We start from the raw sequence: 15,273 nt of genomic DNA, 5'->3' as shown, positions 1-15,273 counted from the left end.
GCAGTGCTTCGCAGCACGGCTCCGTAAGGCAGGGCAGTGCTTCGCAGCACGGCTCCGTAAGGCAGGGCAGTGCTTCGCAGCACGGCTCCGTAAGGCAGGGCAGTGCTTCGTAGCGCGGCTTCGTAACGCAGGGAGGCGAGTGGGATGGCGGGTCTGAACGCACGGATCGGCAAAGCGGCGGCCACCGGTCTGCTCGCCGGCACGGTGGGCGGCGCGGCCCTGCTGGTCGGCGAGATCCTCGCGGCCAAGGCCCGGCGCTACGCGAAGCCGACCATGGGCCTGGCCCTCCGCACGTCGATGGGCCGGGTCTCGGCCCCTCCCCTGCGCCTGGTGCTGCTGGGCGACTCGGCCGCGATCGGAGTGGGGGTCGAGTGGCTGAGCGAGACGGTCGGCGGCCACCTGGCCCGGCTGCTGGCCGAGGGCAGCGCCGAGGTTGGTGAGCGGCACGTGCTGCTCTCCAGCGTGGGCGTGGCCGGTTCCCGCTCGTCCGACCTGGCCACCCAGGTGGCGCGGGCGCTGCTCGGCGAGCGCCCCGACGTCGCGGTCGTGCTGATCGGCGCGCACGACGCCACCAGCCTGCGCAGCCCGGAGGAATCGGCGGCCCAGCTGGGCACGGCCGTGCGCCGGTTGCGCGAGGCGGGCGTACGCGTGGTCGTCGGCACCTGCCCCGACCTGGGCGCCCTGCGGGCGATCGCCCCACCGCTGCGCCAGATCGCCGCGGTGCTCGGCCGCCGCATGGCGAAGGCGCAGGTCAAGGCGGTCACGGCTGCCGGCGGCTCGGTTGTCCAGCTCGGCGACGAGACGGGCGCCGTGTTCCGGGCCGACGCGGGCACGCTCTGCTACGACGGCTTCCACCCGTCGGCTGACGGCTACCGGGTGTGGGCGCACGCCCTGTACCCGGCGGTGGTCAAAGCCGCGATGACTCCGGCCGGCTGAGACAACAAAGCTGCCTGCTTCCGCTGCCGGGGCTTAAGGGGCCGTGGCGGGTTGGTAGTCGAACATGACGCGTGTGTGACGAAGTTGTACTTCCGGCTAAGTTACCGGCCAGTTAAATTAGGCAGATGCCGGAAGCTGTCATCGTCGCCACCGCCCGATCCCCCATCGGCCGTGCAGCCAAGGGATCCCTGCGGGACCTGCGTCCCGACGACCTTGCCACCACCATCATCGACGCCGCGCTCAGCAAGGTGCCGCAGCTCGACCGCACGCTGATCGAGGATCTCTACCTCGGGTGCGGGCTGCCCGGCGGTGAGCAGGGCTTCAACATGGCCCGCGTCGTCGCCACCCAGCTCGGACTGGACGGCCTGCCGGGTGCGACCGTCACCCGCTACTGCTCGTCCTCGCTGCAGACCACCCGGATGGCCTTCCACGCGATCAAGGCCGGTGAGGGCGACATCTTCCTCTCGGCCGGCGTCGAGACCGTCTCCCGGTACGCCCGGGGCAGCTCCGACGGACTGCCCTCGGAGGTGCAGGCGCTGGTCGGCGGCGGCTGGGAGAACCCGAAGTACGACGAAGCCCGGGCCCGCACCGCGAAGTTCGCCGAGGGCGGCCAGACCTGGCACGACCCCCGCGACGACGACACGCTGCCCGACGTCTACATCGCGATGGGCCAGACCGCCGAGAACCTGGCCGAGATCAAGGGCATCAGCCGGCAGGAGATGGACGAGTTCGGCGTACGCAGTCAGAACCTCGCCGAGAAGGCCATCGCCAACGGCTTCTGGGCGCGCGAGATCACCCCGGTGACGCTGCCCGACGGCACGGTCGTGTCGCAGGACGACGGCCCCCGCCCCGGCGTCACGCTGGAGGCGGTGTCGCAGCTCAAGCCCGTGTTCCGCCCGGACGGCCGGGTCACCGCCGGCAACTGCTGCCCGCTCAACGACGGCGCCGCGGCCGTGGTCATCATGAGCGACACGAAGGCGCGCGAGCTGGGCATCACCCCGCTGGCCCGGATCGTGTCGACCGGCGTCACCGCGCTCAGCCCCGAGATCATGGGCCTGGGCCCGGTCGAGGCCTCGAAGCAGGCGCTCAAGCGGGCCGGCATGAGCATCGGCGACATCGACCTGGTCGAGATCAACGAGGCCTTCGCGGCCCAGGTCATCCCCTCGTACCAGGAGCTGGGCATCCCGATCGAGAAGCTGAACGTGAACGGCGGCGCGATCGCCATCGGCCACCCGTTCGGCTCGACCGGCGCCCGCATGACCGGCACGCTGCTCAACTCGCTCGACTGGCACGACAAGAGCATCGGCCTCGAGACGATGTGCGTCGGCGGCGGTCAGGGCATGGCGCTGATCATCGAGCGCCTGAGCTAGCCCCGCAAGCTTCCGCCGGGTCCGGTCTGCCACGAGCGGCCGGGCTCGGCGGAGTCATTTCCGCGAGACGAGACGGTCCGTTTCCCCCAAGACCAAACGGCGCCGTGCCGACGAGACGAGACGGTCCGTGCCTCCGCGAAACGGCCCCTGCCGCCACCACGAGACGAGACGGCTCGTCTCGCAAGACGAGACGGTCCGTACCGCCGCGAGACGGCCCCTGCCGCCGGGGGACGAGACGGCTCGTCTCGTGGGTGCTAGGGGGCGGCGGTCACTTACGGTCGAGGGTGCGGCGTAGGTCGTCGACGGCCGCGGTCGCCTCGTTGAGCACTGTGGCGGAGGGATCGGCAGCGAGCAGGTCGTCGGCCATCACCCGCAGTTGGTCGGGCAGGATCATGTCGTGCTCGCGGGGCACGGACCTGCGCGGCCGGCCCTCGGCGTCAGCTCCGAGGTCGGCCAGCACTTGCACCAGGGCGTAGGCGCGGTCACCCCGATCGTCGGCCCGCCAGCGCGGTTGCTCCCAGAAACGGACCTGGTTGAGCAGCCGGTCGATCGACGTCGCGAAATCGGTCACGGCCCCAGCGTAGAGAAGCGCGGCCGGCGCGAAGGAAGGGCGCCTTGCCTGAAGCTCGGCGCGCGAGATGCCACCCGGAATGGGGTCTGTTCACCAGCACGACGGCTTAGCGCGCGACGACACGTAGGCGCAAGGAATCGGCACGCAACAGCCAGGCCCGCGCAACGACTCCACGGGCAACGGCCGGGCCCAAGCAAGGCAGCCCCGCGCGACGACCCCACGGGCAACGGCTGGCCCAAGCAAGGATTCGGCACGAAGGGGCGACGCGAGGACTCGGCGTGACGAAAGAAAGCGCCCGGCCCGTCGGAGGACGGGCCGGGCGCTTTGTCAGGCGGAGTACGGCTAGTCGTCGCCGCCCTGCAGGAAGCTCAACAGGCGCAGGATCTCGATGTAGAGCCAGATCAGGCTGACCAGGATGCCGAACGCGGCCACCCAGGAGTAGCGCTGGGGCAGACCCATGCGGACGCCCTCTTCGACCTCGTTGAAGCTGAGGATGAAGCTGAGCGCGGCCACCACGATGCAGATGATGCTGAAGATGTAGCCGAGCGGGCCGTTGTCGCGCAGGCCGGTGTTGAAGCCGAACAGCGACAGCACCAGGTTGATCAGGATGACCGCAAAGAGGCCGCCCATCACGATGATCATGCCGCGCTGGAACTTCGGCGTGGCCCGGATGACCTTGGCCTTGTAGAGGAAGGCCGTCAGGAAGAAGACGCCGAAGGTGGCGACCACCGCCTGCAGTACGACGCCCTGGTAGCCGGCGATCACCGAGAAGACCTTGGAGGCCATGCCCACGAAGACGCCCTCGACGACCGCGTAGGTCACGATCAGCGCGGGGTTGGCGATCCGCATGAACGAGATGACGAGACCGAGGACCAGGCCGATAACGGCGGCCCCGATCCACGCGGTGCCGGTGTACTCGGCGGGGATCACGTTCCACGCGACGACTGCGGAGACGCCGGTGATGCCGAGCAGGGTGACCGTCTTGACCACGACGTCGTCGACCGTCATGGGCCGGACGGCGGGCGGAGCGGCCGGGTAATCCGACGCGCCGGGATACGGCTGACCGTAACCCGGGGCGGCACCGGCGGGGCCTTGCGCCCCGTACCCGGCCGTACGCTCCCGCTCGGCCGCCTGGCCTAGGCGCGAGAGCACCGGGTTGGAAGTCTTCACTGTGTCCAGCCTCCCTTTGAGGTTGAGGCACGTTTGGCGTGCTCTACCAGCGTACGGCGTGCGGCTGATCAGGAAAGCCTCGGATAGCTGTGAACAGGCTGAATGTAAGCCCATCGAACTGAACCGGTGACCACTTCAGGCCCTCTTGCCACACGACCTACGGTCCGCATGTGCCCCCAGTGGGGCTCATACGGACCTCAACCAACAGCCGATGATCTCCGTGGGGAGGCTCAAGGTGCCCGGGGCGGGTCTCGAACCCGCACGCCTGCTTGAGGCAGCCGCTTTTAAGGCGGCCGTGTCTGCCGTTCCACCACCCGGGCGGGCCTGGGAGCGCTACCACCGTGCGGCAGCGCTCCCAGGACACCTTATAAGTCCGGAGGGCAGGACGGGGCACCGCCTCAGCGGGACCCGGCACCCACCTTGTCGCGGCCGGGCTGGGCCGGAACCGGCGGGGTCACCTCGGTGAACTCCTCACGCGGGGCGTGCAGCTGGTTGAGGGCCACCGTCTCGCGCTTGAACAGCATGGCGAGCGTCCAGTCGGCGACCACCCGGGCCTTGCGGTGGAAGGACGGGATGTGGCTCACGTGGTAGGAGCGGTGCATGAACCACGCGGGCCAGCCCTTGACCTTGATGCCGTAGACGTGCGCGACACCCTTGCCGAGGCCGAGGCCGGCGACGCTGCCGATGTACTTGTGCTTGTACTCCTTGGGCTCGCCGCCGAGGACGACCTGCCGGATGTTGTCGGCGAGCACCTTGGCCTGCCGCACGGCGTGCTGTGCGCTCGGCGAGCACCAGCCGCCGGGGTTGGTGAGGTCGGGCACCTGGGCGCTGTCGCCGGCGCTCCACGCGCCCTGGAGCACGTTGCCGTCGCTGTCGGCCACCTGCAGGGTGGGCAGGCAGTTGACGTGCCCCTTGGGGCCGCGGGGCAGGTCGGTGTGGTCGAGCATCGGCGACGGCTTCACGCCGGCCGTCCAGACCAGGGTCTCGGCCCGGAACTCGTCGCCGTCGGAGAGCACGATCTCGCCGTCGACGCAAGATTCGAGCCGGGTGTCCAGGCGCAGCGAGATGCCGCGCTTGTCGAGCTGGCGGGCCGCGTACGCGCCCATCTTCGGGCCGACCTCGGGCAGGATCCGGTTGGTCGCCTCGACCAGGATGAACTTCAGCTCGCCCTTGTCGAGTTCCGGGTAGTACTGCATGGCGTCGCGGACGACGTCCTCCATCTCGGCCAGCGCCTCGATGCCGGCGAAGCCGCCGCCGACGAAGACGAAGGTCAAGGCGGCCTTGCGGACCTCGGGGTCGGGCGTGACAGCCGCGACGTCGAGCTGGTCGAGGATGTGGTTGCGCAGGTAGATGGCCTCACCGATGGTCTTGAGGCCGATGCCGCGCTCGCTCAGGCCGGGGATCGGCAGCGTACGCGAGACGGAGCCCGGCGCCACGATGATGTGGTCGTAACTCAACTCGGTGGCCGGGCCCTCGATGGGCTGGATGGTCACCGTCTTGCGTGCGTGCTCCACCTTGGTGACCTCACCGGCCACCACGCGACACTTCTTGAGCTCGCGGCGGAGCGGCACGACGCTGTGCCGCGGGGAGATGTTGCCGGCCGCCGCCTCGGGGAGGAACGGCTGGTACGTCATGTGCGGCTGCGGGTCGATGACTACGACCTCGGCCCGGCGCCGGTTGAGCTTCTTCGACAGGCGCAGGGCGGCGTATAGACCGACGTGCCCTGCACCGACGACGACGATGCGCTGCGGATTCACATGAGCCATTCTCGCGCGTGACGGGGCCTCCGCGCCTCCTGGTGTGATGTACAACAAAGCCATTTGTCAAGTGCCATGACACACAAATTACCGGGATATTTCACGGCCTATGAATGAGGCGTGCTATCAGGAGCGTGGCGGCTGCGGCGCCGGCCAGCCCGGCGACTGTGGCGATCAGGAACGGGCCGCCCGCCAGTTCAGCGCTGAGTGCCAGAACGAGCACGGTGAGCACGGCCGAGATCAGGATCACGGCCAGCGCCCGGGCCACCCAGAGCCCCGGCACGTCGATGTTGACCACCGAGTCGTACGGCAGAACCGCCGCGAGAGCCGTGAGCGAATGCCCCAGATAGAGCGCCGCGGCGATGGCCAGCACCCGCCACAACACGACCGGCGAGTCACGGAAGGCAGTGTCGAGCACCCATCCGGTGATCACGGTCAGTGCGGCGAAGGTCGCGCCGCGCCCCCGCGGAGCGAAGGCCGGATAGAGGGCGACCGCCACCAGCGGCACCGAGTACTGCGTGCCGAACAGCTCGAACGGCCAGGCCACCGACATCGCCACCACCCCGCACACGCCGATGGCGCAGCGCACCAGGAACGGCAGCACGGTGGCCCGGGACAAGGCACGCCGTGCGCTCCCGGCCCGACGGGTGATCATCGCGAGCATCAACGCCCCCGGGGGGCCGAGGCGAGCCGGGACACGTCGCGCAGCACCAGGTCGAGGCTGCCGGCGCCGGCCCAGTCGACGACCGGGACGCCGTGCTCGCGCAGGCGGCCCAGCACGTTGCCCCGCTCGAGGTGCCACAGCCGGGTGGCCACCGGCGTCCACGGGCCGCGCACCTCGGGCGCCGCACCCACCGGCAGCGTGTCGACGGCGACCACGTAGCGGCCGAACTGGGCCAGCGAGGCCAGCATGTCGGCGGAGCGCGGGTCGATCAGCGGGGTGAGCACCATGACCAGCGCGTCGGACGACACGTGATGGGCACCGAAGTCGTGCTCGTGCTCGATCGGGTCGGCCCGCACGTCGAGCAGCCACTCGAGGACCGTCAGGTATTGGCGGCGGCCGGTGGCGGGGCGCAGGCGGCGGGCCGAGGCGCCGAACTCGAGCAGCGAGACCCGGTCGCCGCGCTGCAGATAATGCTCGGCGATCGCGGCCGCGGCCCGGACGGTGGTGTCGAGGACCGAGGCGCTGCCGCCGATCCCGCCCGAGAGGCCCACCTCGCCCAGCACGTCGAGCAGCAGCACCACCTCGGCGTCGCGGTCGGACAGCGTCGAGGCGACGTGCAGGTCACGCGTACGCAGGGAGACCCGCCAGTCGATGCGGCGCAGCCGGTCGCCGGGGGCGAAGGGGCGCACGCCCGCGAGCTCGCCACCCTCTCCCATACGCCGGGATCGGTGCGCGCCGACCAGACCCGCGGCGGCCGGCATGGCCTCGATCGCGTTGAACGGGTCGGTGACCGGATAGACCCGCACGCCGTGGGCCGGGGTGAGCACCGGACGGCAGGCGAGCAGGCCGCCGCAGGCGGCGACGCGGGCCGCGGCCGGGCCGACGTCCTGCCGGCCCCAGCGCAGCGCGTCGCCGGCCAGGTCGACTGCGGCCCACCCGTCGGCCGCCACCGCCAGGGCGAAGGGCCGGTCGGCGTGCTCCAGCTTCAGCCAGCGCGAGGTGCGGGTGCGTACGACCACCAGGTCGTACGGGATGCGGTCGGGGTTGGTGACCGTCACCGACGCGCTGACCTGGCCGCCCTCGACGAGCAGCTCCTCGTCGGCGTCGATGGTGAGCTCGGGGGTGGCCCGGGGCATCCGGCGCAGGTGGATGGCCGCGCCGATCGCGAACGGCGCGGCCAGCAGCACCAGGTCGACCCGGCCCAGCGCGACGCCGAGCACCAGCAGCAGGCCGGTGAGCAGCACGGCGCGGCCCAGCGCCCGGGTCGGCGCCCAGGCCGGGCCGTTGCCGGTCTCGGCCGACGAGGCCGGCGGCACGGCTCGGCGCAGCAGCGGCTCGGGCACGGTCACGCCGTGGTGTGGCCGGACGCGTACGTGGGCAGGGCGCCGCTGGCGGGCGCCGGAGTGGCCTGGAGGACCTCGTCGACCACGAAGGACGGGTCGACGCGGCGCAGCCACATCTCGGGGCGCAGCGTGATGCGGTGGGCCAGCGCGTTTCCGGCCACGTCCTTCACGTCCTCGGGGACCACGAAGTCGCGCCCGGCCATCGCGGCCCGCGCCCGGGACAGCAGCAGCAGGGCGAGGGAGCCGCGCGGCGACGAGCCGACCAGCACCGAGGGGTGCTCGCGGGTGGCCGAGGTGAGCGACACGATGTAGCGGCCGATCGAGTCCTCCACGGTGACCTCCTCGAGCGCGGCCTGCATCGACTGCAGCGTGCGCGCGTCGACCACCGGCGTCAGGAAGCTTTCCTCCTGGCGACGATTCATGCGGCGCTGCAGGACCTCCCACTCCTCCTCGGCGGTCGGGTAGCCGAAGGACACCCGCAGCATGAACCGGTCGAGCTGGGCCTCGGGCAGGGGGTAGGTGCCCTCGTACTCGATGGGGTTGGCCGTGGCGAGAACGTGGAACGGCGGGTCGAGGCGGTAGGTGACGCCCTCGACCGAGACCTGCTTCTCCTGCATGGCCTCGAGCAGGGCGGACTGGGTCTTGGGCGGCGTCCGGTTGATCTCGTCGGCCAGCAGCATGTTGGTGAAGACCGGGCCGGCCCGGAAGGCGAAGTCGCCCTTGCGCTGGTCGTACAGGAACGAGCCGGTCACGTCGGCCGGCAGCAGGTCGGGCGTGAACTGCAGGCGGCGGAAGTCGAGACCGAGCGCCTGCGCGAACGAGCGGGCGGTCAGCGTCTTGCCCAGGCCGGGCAGGTCTTCCAGCAGCACGTGGCCGCCGGCGAGGATGCCGGCCAGCACCAGTTCGAGCGAGTCGCGCTTGCCGACCACGACGCTGCCCACCGAATCGAGCACCGCGCCGGCCAGCCGGCCCACCTCGTACGGGGGAAGGGCCTGCACGCCTGACTCCGTCACCATGGCACCTTTCATAGTCGTTCCAGTCATAGTCGTTCCAGGACGTCCACGTAGGACTCCAGGTCGCGCGCTCGCAGCCGGGGGCGGCCCCGGTCGTGCAGCGCGGCCCAGAGCGGGTCACCGAGCAGCTCGCGGGCCCGCCGCGGGTCGGAATCGCGGGTGATGCCGTGTTGCAGCCGCAGCCGTTCGTCGGCGAGTTCGGCCAGCACCGGCAGAACGGTACGCGCATACGATTCGTCGTCGGCCTGCGCCCGCTCGAGACTGCGTTCCCACCGGCGCACGGCGGCCCGCATCGAATCGGTGCCGGCCGTGCCGTCGGAGCTGCCGCCCCGGACGGAACGCCGGGGCGTGGGCGGCGGGCGGACCTCGGCCACGGCCAGCAGCACCAGCCGCAGCCCGGCCAGCGCGGCCACCACGAACAGGATCGAGATCTGGGTGTCGGCCGCCCGCAGCACCGCCACCACGACCGCGGTGGCCAGGCCGATCAGCAGCACGTTGCGCAGCACCCAGCCCACCCACGAGCGCTCGCGCGGCGGCGGGGCGGGCTCGTCGGCGACCGGGATCTCCTCCCGGTGGCCGCCGAAGAGATCGTCGAGGCCACCGCCGCTCACGCGCTGACCCCCGCGCCGAGGTCGGCCCGCAGCCGTTCGAGGGCCGAGCGGGCCTGGCTGCGCATCTGGTCGTCGACGGTGTGCGTGGCGTAGCGGGCCTGGCGGTAGACCTCGAGCAGGGCGGCCAGCACCCGGGCGTCGACCTGTTGCTCGCGCAGCAGGCGGCCGACCAGGTCGGTCGGGCTGTCGCCGGGGTGGCGCGGCGTGCCGGCCGCCGCGGCGGCCTGTTCCAGCCGGACCCAGCAGGCGATCACGGCGCGGCGCGGGTCGCGGTCGGTGTCGGAGAGCTCTTCCAGACCGGCGTCGAGCGCGGCGACCAGTTCCTCGGCCGTGCGGGGCTGGTTGTCGCGGCGCCGGCGGCGGTTGTTCTTGCCGGAGCGCCGGCGGCGGTCGCGTACCACTGAGTAAAGCAACAGGCCGACGACGACCAGGACGATCAGGCCGACGACGACCAGTGCCACCTTGTCGATCCAGTCGGGCAGGCCCTGGGCCGGCTCGGGCGGGGGCGGCGGCGACTGGAACGACGGCGTCGCGGTGGGCAGCAGCGGCGCCTGGCCCGCCGGCTCGTCGCGGGCGATCTGGTCGAGCTGGGGTTCGGATCTGGTCGCGGCCAGAGCGGTGGCGCAGAGCAGCACGAGGACGGCGGCCAGGGGCCACCACCGCCGCACCACTGCGAGAGCCATCAGTTCGGTCCTAAATACGAGCCAGCCGCTTCGCTTCGGCGAAGACGTCGTCGAGCATGGCCGGGGTGAGCTTACCGGTGAAGGTGTTCTGCTGGCTGACGTGGAAGCACCCGAGCAGATCGGGCACACCCGGTTGGCTGACGAGCCGCCCGTGACCGAACTTCGGCCGGGGCACGGGCGCCCTGACGCCGTACACGTGGGTCATCGCCGGCCACCACGCCTGCCAGGCGAAAGCCCCCAGCGCGACCACCACCCGCACGGTCGGGCGGATCAGTTCCAGCTCGCGGTGCAGCCACGGAGCGCAGGTGTCGCGCTCGGCCGGCAGCGGTTTGTTGTCGGGCGGGGCGCAGCGGACGGCGGCGAAGATGCGCAGGTTGCTCAGCGCGAGACCGTCGTCGGCCGACACGCTGGTGGGCTGGTTGGCCAGCCCGGCCCGGTGCAGCGCGGCGAACAGCACGTCACCCGAGCGGTCGCCGGTGAAGATGCGGCCGGTGCGGTTGCCACCGTGCGCGGCCGGTGCCAGCCCGAGGATGGCGATCTCGGCGGCGCCCGGGCCGAAGCCGGGGACCGGGCGGCCCCAGTAGTGCTGGTCGCGGAAGGCGGCCCGCTTGGTGAGCGCGACCTCCTCACGCCAGGCGACCAGGCGCGGACAGGCGAAACAGTCCGCGATCCCGGCGTCCAGCACGCTGAGTGAGGCGGCTTTCGCCGCCGCGACCGAGACCTCTTCGGGCGTACGCGAGATTCCCACCCCGACAGCAAAACACCCCGGCCGGGGTCGTCAGGCCTGGGGCCGCAGGCAGAGCACGTAGCCGTCGCCCGCGCTGTTGGCGAACACGTAGAAAACTTCCTCCGCCTTGAAGAACTTGTCGCAGGCCTTGCTCTGGGTCGATCCCTCGCCGTCGACCCGGGCCACCACGGTGAACTTGGCGTCGGCCGAGGCGCAGTCGACGACCTCGGCGCCGGTCTCGGTGGTGCCCTGGTCCTTCACGTTCTGGTCGGAGGCGATGCAGTCGCCCGCCTTGGCGTCGCTCGCGTCGTCCCCGCCGAGCAGCAGCGACGACAGCGAATAGACGCCGAGCGCCACGATGATCGCGACGACGACCGCCACGATCACCCTGCCGGCGCCGCCCTTCTTCGGCGGCGCCTCGGGCCGGACGTCGGTGGCGAGCGGGAAGCCGGGGTGGTCAACCGGGTTGGTCACAGTTGTTCCTCTCGAGTGCCGGCCGGGGGGTGGGGCCGGTCGCCGGGGGAACAGTAACGACCCTGTCTGCGCCTACTTCGAGGGGGACGCGCTCGTGGGAGTCGGGGCGGGCGTGGGCTCGTCCGGAGTCGCGGTGGCGCTCGGCTCCGGGGTGGCCGAGGCGAAGGGCGCCGCCTCCGGGCAGTACGGGTAACCCATGCTGCGGGTGTGGTCGACCTCGCCGGTGTCCGGATCGGTGCAGTAGGCGTTGCCGATGGTGATCGGCTGGCCGTCCTGGTCGAACAGGCGCGCGCCCGGCACCGGGCGGCCCTGGCTGTCGTACACGAAAACGTCCTGGATGTAGTCGTACGGGTTACCACCGCTGGAATAGCCGACGTCGTTGTACCCGGTGTCGCGCACGTCGCTGTCGGCGCTGAAGAAGCCGCCGATCGCGAAGAACACCAGCACCGTCGTGCCGCCGTAGAGCGCGAGCCGCTTCCAACCGGCGAGCTCGAAGCGGCGCCGGCCGATCGCGATCGAGACGACGACGCAGCCCGCCAGCAGCACCAGCGCGACCAGTGTGCTGTTGCCGATGCGGGGCAGCAGGCCGACCTGGGTGGACTGGCCGTCCACGAAGTAGGCCAGGGCCATCGCGGCCAGGTAGCCGCGCAGCACCCACCAGGCGGGGCGCAGCAGCTGGAGGAAGTCGCTCGCCTTGGGGTAGCCGAGCACGGGGCCGACCCGGACGTCGGCGCTGCCGAGCACCCGCATCACGTCGGCCCGGGCCGCGAGAAGGGGGTCGAACCGGCGCTTGGGCGGGTCGGGGAAGCCACCGACGAAGGCGGCCGCGGTGGCGCGCAACTCGGCCGCGTACGCCTCGGGGGCGCCCAGCCGGTCGGTCAGGGTGACCGTGTCCTCGGCGCGGATCTCGGCCAGGTGCTCGGGCAGATCTTCGAGCAGCTCGGCCCGGGTGGCCTCGGGCAGGTCGGCCAGCGCCGCGCGGACCCGCTCGACGTACTCGGTTATCTCGTCCTGTGCCGTGGAGTTCACGCCGTCTCCCGCTCGCGAAGCAGATCGTCCATGGTGGATGCGAAGCCCTGCCACACTTTGCCCGACCGCTGCAACTCGGCGTGGCCGGCGGCGTTGAGGCCGTAGTACTTGCGGTGGGGGCCCTCGTCGCTGGGTACCACATAGGTGTTCAGGAAGCCGCCGGCGAACAGGCGGCGCAGGGTGCCGTAGACCGAGGCGTCACCGACCTCGTCGAGGCCGGCGGCTCGCAGGCGGCGGAGGATGTCGTAGCCGTAGCCGTCACCGTCACGCAGGGCAGCGAGCACGGCGAGGTCCAGGACACCCTTGAGCAGCTGAGTGGTATCCACGCGAGGGACAGTACTTCGCAATGCGAAATACCGTCAAGAGCACAGTACTGCCGCCCTGGTGTGGACGAGCGTCAGGCGAGGCTGTGACAGATGCCGTCGAGGATGTCGTGCTCCGAGGCGACGACCTCGTCGTGGCCCGAGCGCTCCATGATGGTGCGCAGGATCAGCGCGCCGGCCCCGATCACGTCGGCCCGGCCCGGATGCATCACCGGCAACGCCCGCCGCTGCTCGACGGTCATGGCCAGCAGCTCGGCGGTCACCCGGGACACGTCGGCCCGGCTCACCGCGCTGTGGTGGACGCGCGTGGAGTCGTACGCGGGAAGGTGAAGAGCCAGAGCGGCGACAGTGGTGACCGAGCCGGCCAGCCCGACCAGCGTTCTGGCGTCGCGGCCGGGAACAGCGGTCAGGGCGATGTCGACCGCGGCCGTGATGTCGCGCTCCGCATTGTGGATCTCGGCCGCGCTGGGCGGGTCGCTGTGGAGGTGCCGCTCGGTCATCCGCACGCAGCCGATGTCCATCGAGATGGCGTGGTCGACCTCGGCCGCGCCGGTGACGAACTCGGTCGAGCCGCCGCCGATGTCGACCACCAGGTAGGGACGCTCGGCGGTGAGGCCGGCGACCGCGCCCGTGAAGGAGAGCCTCGCCTCCTCGTCGCCGCTGATCACCTCGGGGTCGATGCCGAGCACACCGCGGACCATGTCGCGGAACTCCTGGGCGTTCTCGGCGTCCCGCGACGCCGAGGTGGCACACATCCGCACCCGGGTCACGCCCAGTTCGGCGATCTCGGCGGCATAACCGAGCAGAGCTTTTCTCGTACGCGCCATCGCGCCCTCGGAGAGGCGGCCCGTACGGTCCACGCCCTCCCCCAGGCGCACGATCTCCATGCGACGCGCCACGTCGGTCAGACCGCCGTCACTGCTGTCGGCGATGAGCAGGCGGATCGAGTTGGTGCCGCAGTCGATCCCGGCGACCCTCATAGGTGCAGCAGCATTCGAGTGTTCCCCAGGGTGTTGGGCTTGACCCGTTCCAGGTCGAGGAATTCGGCCACACCCTCGTCGTACGAGCGCAGCAGTTGCTCGTAGACCGCGTGCGGCACGGGGGCGCCGTCGATCTCGGTGAACCCGAACGAGCCGAAGAACCGGGTCTCGAACGTCAGGCAGAAGACCCGGGCCACCCCCAGCTCGCGAGCCACGTCGAGCAGGCGCTCGACGATCCGGTGACCGATCTTCTGACCGCGGCTGGCCGGGTCGACCGCGACCGTGCGGATCTCGGCCAGGTCTTCCCACATCACGTGCAGGGCGCCACAACCGAGCACCCGGTCGTGGTCGTCGGTGGCCACCCAGAACTCCTGCACCGACTCGTACAGGGTGACCGTCGCCTTGCTGAGCAGCCGGCGGTCGGCCGTGTACTCGTCGACCAGCGACCGGATCGCCCGGATGTCCGTGGTGCGCGCGCGGCGGATCTCCACTTATTCGGCTCTTCCCACGCAGGGGCCATCGGCCCACCACGGTTCGACCGCGTCGCGGACCTCGTCCCCGAAAGGATTCACGCCCCGGCCCACAGCCAGCGCGTGCCCGAGGTGGACATGCAGACATTTCACTCGATCGGGCATGCCGCCCGCCGCCACGTGGGCGATCTCGGGCACGTCCTCGATCGCCTTGCGCCGGGCCAGGTAGTCCTCGGTGGCCTTCGCGTATTGCGCGGCCAGCTCCGGATCGGTCGACAGGCGCTCCTGCATGTCGCGCATGACGCCGGCCGACTCGAGCCGGCTGCACGCGGCGGTGGCATGCGGGCAGGTCAGATAGAACAGCGTCGGGAAGGGGGTGCCGTCGTCGAGACGCGGCGACGTCTCCACGACGTCGGGGTTGCCGCAGGGGCAGCGGTGCGCGACCGCTCGGGTGCCACGCGGACGGCGACCCAGTTGGGCCTCCACGGTGTCGAGGTCGGCCTCGGTTGGCTCTTCGCTCACTGGTTGGGGGACTCCGCGTCGGCGGCTCGGACGCTGCTCCACAGCGTGTCGTACCAGCGGTCGGGTGCGGCCGCCGGCTGTTTCTGACCGGCCTCGGCTGCCGCGCCGGCCGGATCGTTGCGCACGACGAGCGGGACCTCGCCCTCACGCACGTAGAAGAGTCTCTCCCGCGCCTGGGCCCGCAGGTATTCCGGGTCTTTCCACTTCTGCAGCTCCTGCGACTTCTGCGCGATGAGCTGCCTCTCCTCGGCCTGCTCGGCCTCGAGCTGGGCGAGTTGCGACTCCTGCGCGAGATAGACCCGCAGCGGGTAGGTGTAGGCGAGCGCCAGCGCGACGAAGACGACGATCAGCACCATCGTGCGGCCGGTGATGGCTCTCGGTCGCGGGGCGGCGGTGCGCTTGGTGGCGCCCCGGCTGCCGGTGACCGTACGCCTGTTCCGGCTGCTCTTCTTGGGCACCGACCCCGTATTGCGCACGGCCCGGGTGCGGACGGCCCCGGTGGTGCGGACACGCGACGAACCGGGGCGTCGGGCCGGGCCCTGACCGCTCGGTGCTCGTCGCTGTGTCACCCTGACCCCTCCGTCATGTGCTGTGGCGCCCGCTCGAAACCTATGCCCGTTTCGGCGGACG

Annotated in this window: 18 protein-coding genes and 1 tRNA gene; 2 read left to right on the top strand and 17 right to left on the bottom strand. The window is 71.2% G+C overall.

Annotation, left to right across the window (positions count from 1 at the left end; translation table 11 throughout):
• Nucleotides 1–144: 144 nt before the first annotated feature.
• The gene (locus LXN57_RS20505; RefSeq protein ID WP_251799768.1) at nucleotides 145–936 is read left to right on the top strand and encodes an SGNH/GDSL hydrolase family protein; all 792 of its coding nucleotides are present in this window, start codon (nucleotides 145–147) and stop codon (nucleotides 934–936) included.
• A gap of 125 nt (nucleotides 937–1,061) precedes the next feature.
• Complete coding sequence (locus tag LXN57_RS20500; protein ID WP_251799767.1) at nucleotides 1,062–2,306, top strand: acetyl-CoA C-acetyltransferase; 1,245 nt, start codon at nucleotides 1,062–1,064, stop codon at nucleotides 2,304–2,306.
• A gap of 268 nt (nucleotides 2,307–2,574) precedes the next feature.
• Here the strand turns inward: LXN57_RS20500 and LXN57_RS20495 are convergent, their stop codons facing one another.
• The 17 genes from LXN57_RS20495 to LXN57_RS20415 form a co-directional block, all read right to left on the bottom strand.
• Nucleotides 2,575–2,877 (bottom strand): hypothetical protein, encoded by a 303-nt coding sequence (locus tag LXN57_RS20495; RefSeq protein ID WP_251799766.1) that lies wholly within the window; start codon nucleotides 2,875–2,877, stop codon nucleotides 2,575–2,577.
• Between the two features lie 342 nt (nucleotides 2,878–3,219).
• Nucleotides 3,220–4,047 (bottom strand): Bax inhibitor-1/YccA family protein, encoded by an 828-nt coding sequence (locus LXN57_RS20490; protein ID WP_251799765.1) that lies wholly within the window; start codon nucleotides 4,045–4,047, stop codon nucleotides 3,220–3,222.
• Nucleotides 4,048–4,283: 236 nt separating this feature from the next.
• Nucleotides 4,284–4,367, bottom strand: a tRNA-Leu gene (locus LXN57_RS20485).
• Nucleotides 4,368–4,445: 78 nt separating this feature from the next.
• Complete coding sequence (locus tag LXN57_RS20480) at nucleotides 4,446–5,804, bottom strand: NAD(P)/FAD-dependent oxidoreductase (RefSeq protein ID WP_251799764.1); 1,359 nt, start codon at nucleotides 5,802–5,804, stop codon at nucleotides 4,446–4,448.
• Between the two features lie 100 nt (nucleotides 5,805–5,904).
• A complete protein-coding gene (locus tag LXN57_RS20475) occupies nucleotides 5,905–6,459 on the bottom strand; it encodes a hypothetical protein (RefSeq protein WP_251799763.1) in 555 nt (184 codons plus the stop codon).
• An 8-nt stretch (nucleotides 6,460–6,467) separates the two neighbouring features.
• Entirely contained in the window at nucleotides 6,468–7,784 is a 1,317-nt protein-coding gene (locus tag LXN57_RS20470) for a DUF58 domain-containing protein (protein ID WP_251799777.1), read from the bottom strand.
• A gap of 29 nt (nucleotides 7,785–7,813) precedes the next feature.
• The gene (locus LXN57_RS20465) at nucleotides 7,814–8,824 is read right to left on the bottom strand and encodes an AAA family ATPase (RefSeq protein WP_251799762.1); all 1,011 of its coding nucleotides are present in this window, start codon (nucleotides 8,822–8,824) and stop codon (nucleotides 7,814–7,816) included.
• Between the two features lie 26 nt (nucleotides 8,825–8,850).
• Nucleotides 8,851–9,435 (bottom strand): hypothetical protein, encoded by a 585-nt coding sequence (locus LXN57_RS20460; protein ID WP_251799761.1) that lies wholly within the window; start codon nucleotides 9,433–9,435, stop codon nucleotides 8,851–8,853.
• On the bottom strand, nucleotides 9,432–10,118 hold the full coding sequence (locus LXN57_RS20455; RefSeq protein WP_251799760.1) for a DUF4129 domain-containing protein: 687 nt from the start codon (nucleotides 10,116–10,118) through the stop codon (nucleotides 9,432–9,434). The genes LXN57_RS20460 and LXN57_RS20455 overlap by 4 nt, the downstream gene beginning before the upstream one ends.
• A 10-nt stretch (nucleotides 10,119–10,128) precedes the next feature.
• On the bottom strand, nucleotides 10,129–10,866 hold the full coding sequence (locus LXN57_RS20450) for a uracil-DNA glycosylase (RefSeq protein ID WP_285904650.1): 738 nt from the start codon (nucleotides 10,864–10,866) through the stop codon (nucleotides 10,129–10,131).
• Nucleotides 10,867–10,896: 30 nt separating this feature from the next.
• A complete protein-coding gene (locus LXN57_RS20445; RefSeq protein ID WP_251799759.1) occupies nucleotides 10,897–11,319 on the bottom strand; it encodes an LppU/SCO3897 family protein in 423 nt (140 codons plus the stop codon).
• Nucleotides 11,320–11,391: 72 nt separating this feature from the next.
• Nucleotides 11,392–12,348 carry a DUF1700 domain-containing protein gene (locus LXN57_RS20440; RefSeq protein ID WP_251799758.1) on the bottom strand — a complete coding sequence of 319 codons (957 nt, stop codon included), beginning with the start codon at nucleotides 12,346–12,348 and terminating at the stop codon, nucleotides 11,392–11,394.
• Nucleotides 12,345–12,674 carry a PadR family transcriptional regulator gene (locus LXN57_RS20435; protein ID WP_221376724.1) on the bottom strand — a complete coding sequence of 110 codons (330 nt, stop codon included), beginning with the start codon at nucleotides 12,672–12,674 and terminating at the stop codon, nucleotides 12,345–12,347. The genes LXN57_RS20440 and LXN57_RS20435 overlap by 4 nt, the downstream gene beginning before the upstream one ends.
• 71 nt (nucleotides 12,675–12,745) lie before the next feature.
• Nucleotides 12,746–13,651 (bottom strand): Ppx/GppA phosphatase family protein, encoded by a 906-nt coding sequence (locus LXN57_RS20430; RefSeq protein WP_251799757.1) that lies wholly within the window; start codon nucleotides 13,649–13,651, stop codon nucleotides 12,746–12,748.
• Entirely contained in the window at nucleotides 13,648–14,142 is a 495-nt protein-coding gene (locus LXN57_RS20425) for an amino-acid N-acetyltransferase (protein ID WP_251799756.1), read from the bottom strand. The genes LXN57_RS20430 and LXN57_RS20425 overlap by 4 nt, the downstream gene beginning before the upstream one ends.
• The gene (locus tag LXN57_RS20420) at nucleotides 14,143–14,643 is read right to left on the bottom strand and encodes a DUF501 domain-containing protein (RefSeq protein WP_251799755.1); all 501 of its coding nucleotides are present in this window, start codon (nucleotides 14,641–14,643) and stop codon (nucleotides 14,143–14,145) included.
• On the bottom strand, nucleotides 14,640–15,212 hold the full coding sequence (locus LXN57_RS20415) for an FtsB family cell division protein (protein ID WP_251799754.1): 573 nt from the start codon (nucleotides 15,210–15,212) through the stop codon (nucleotides 14,640–14,642). Before LXN57_RS20415 ends, LXN57_RS20420 begins: the two co-directional genes overlap by 4 nt.
• Nucleotides 15,213–15,273 lie beyond the last annotated feature (61 nt).

This window comes from Paractinoplanes hotanensis, assembly GCF_023717965.1.
GTDB classification, from domain to species: Bacteria; Actinomycetota; Actinomycetes; order Mycobacteriales; family Micromonosporaceae; genus Actinoplanes; species Actinoplanes polyasparticus.
The sequence above is the reverse complement of the archived record's forward strand: the minus strand, read 5'-3'. Positions and strand labels throughout refer to the sequence as shown.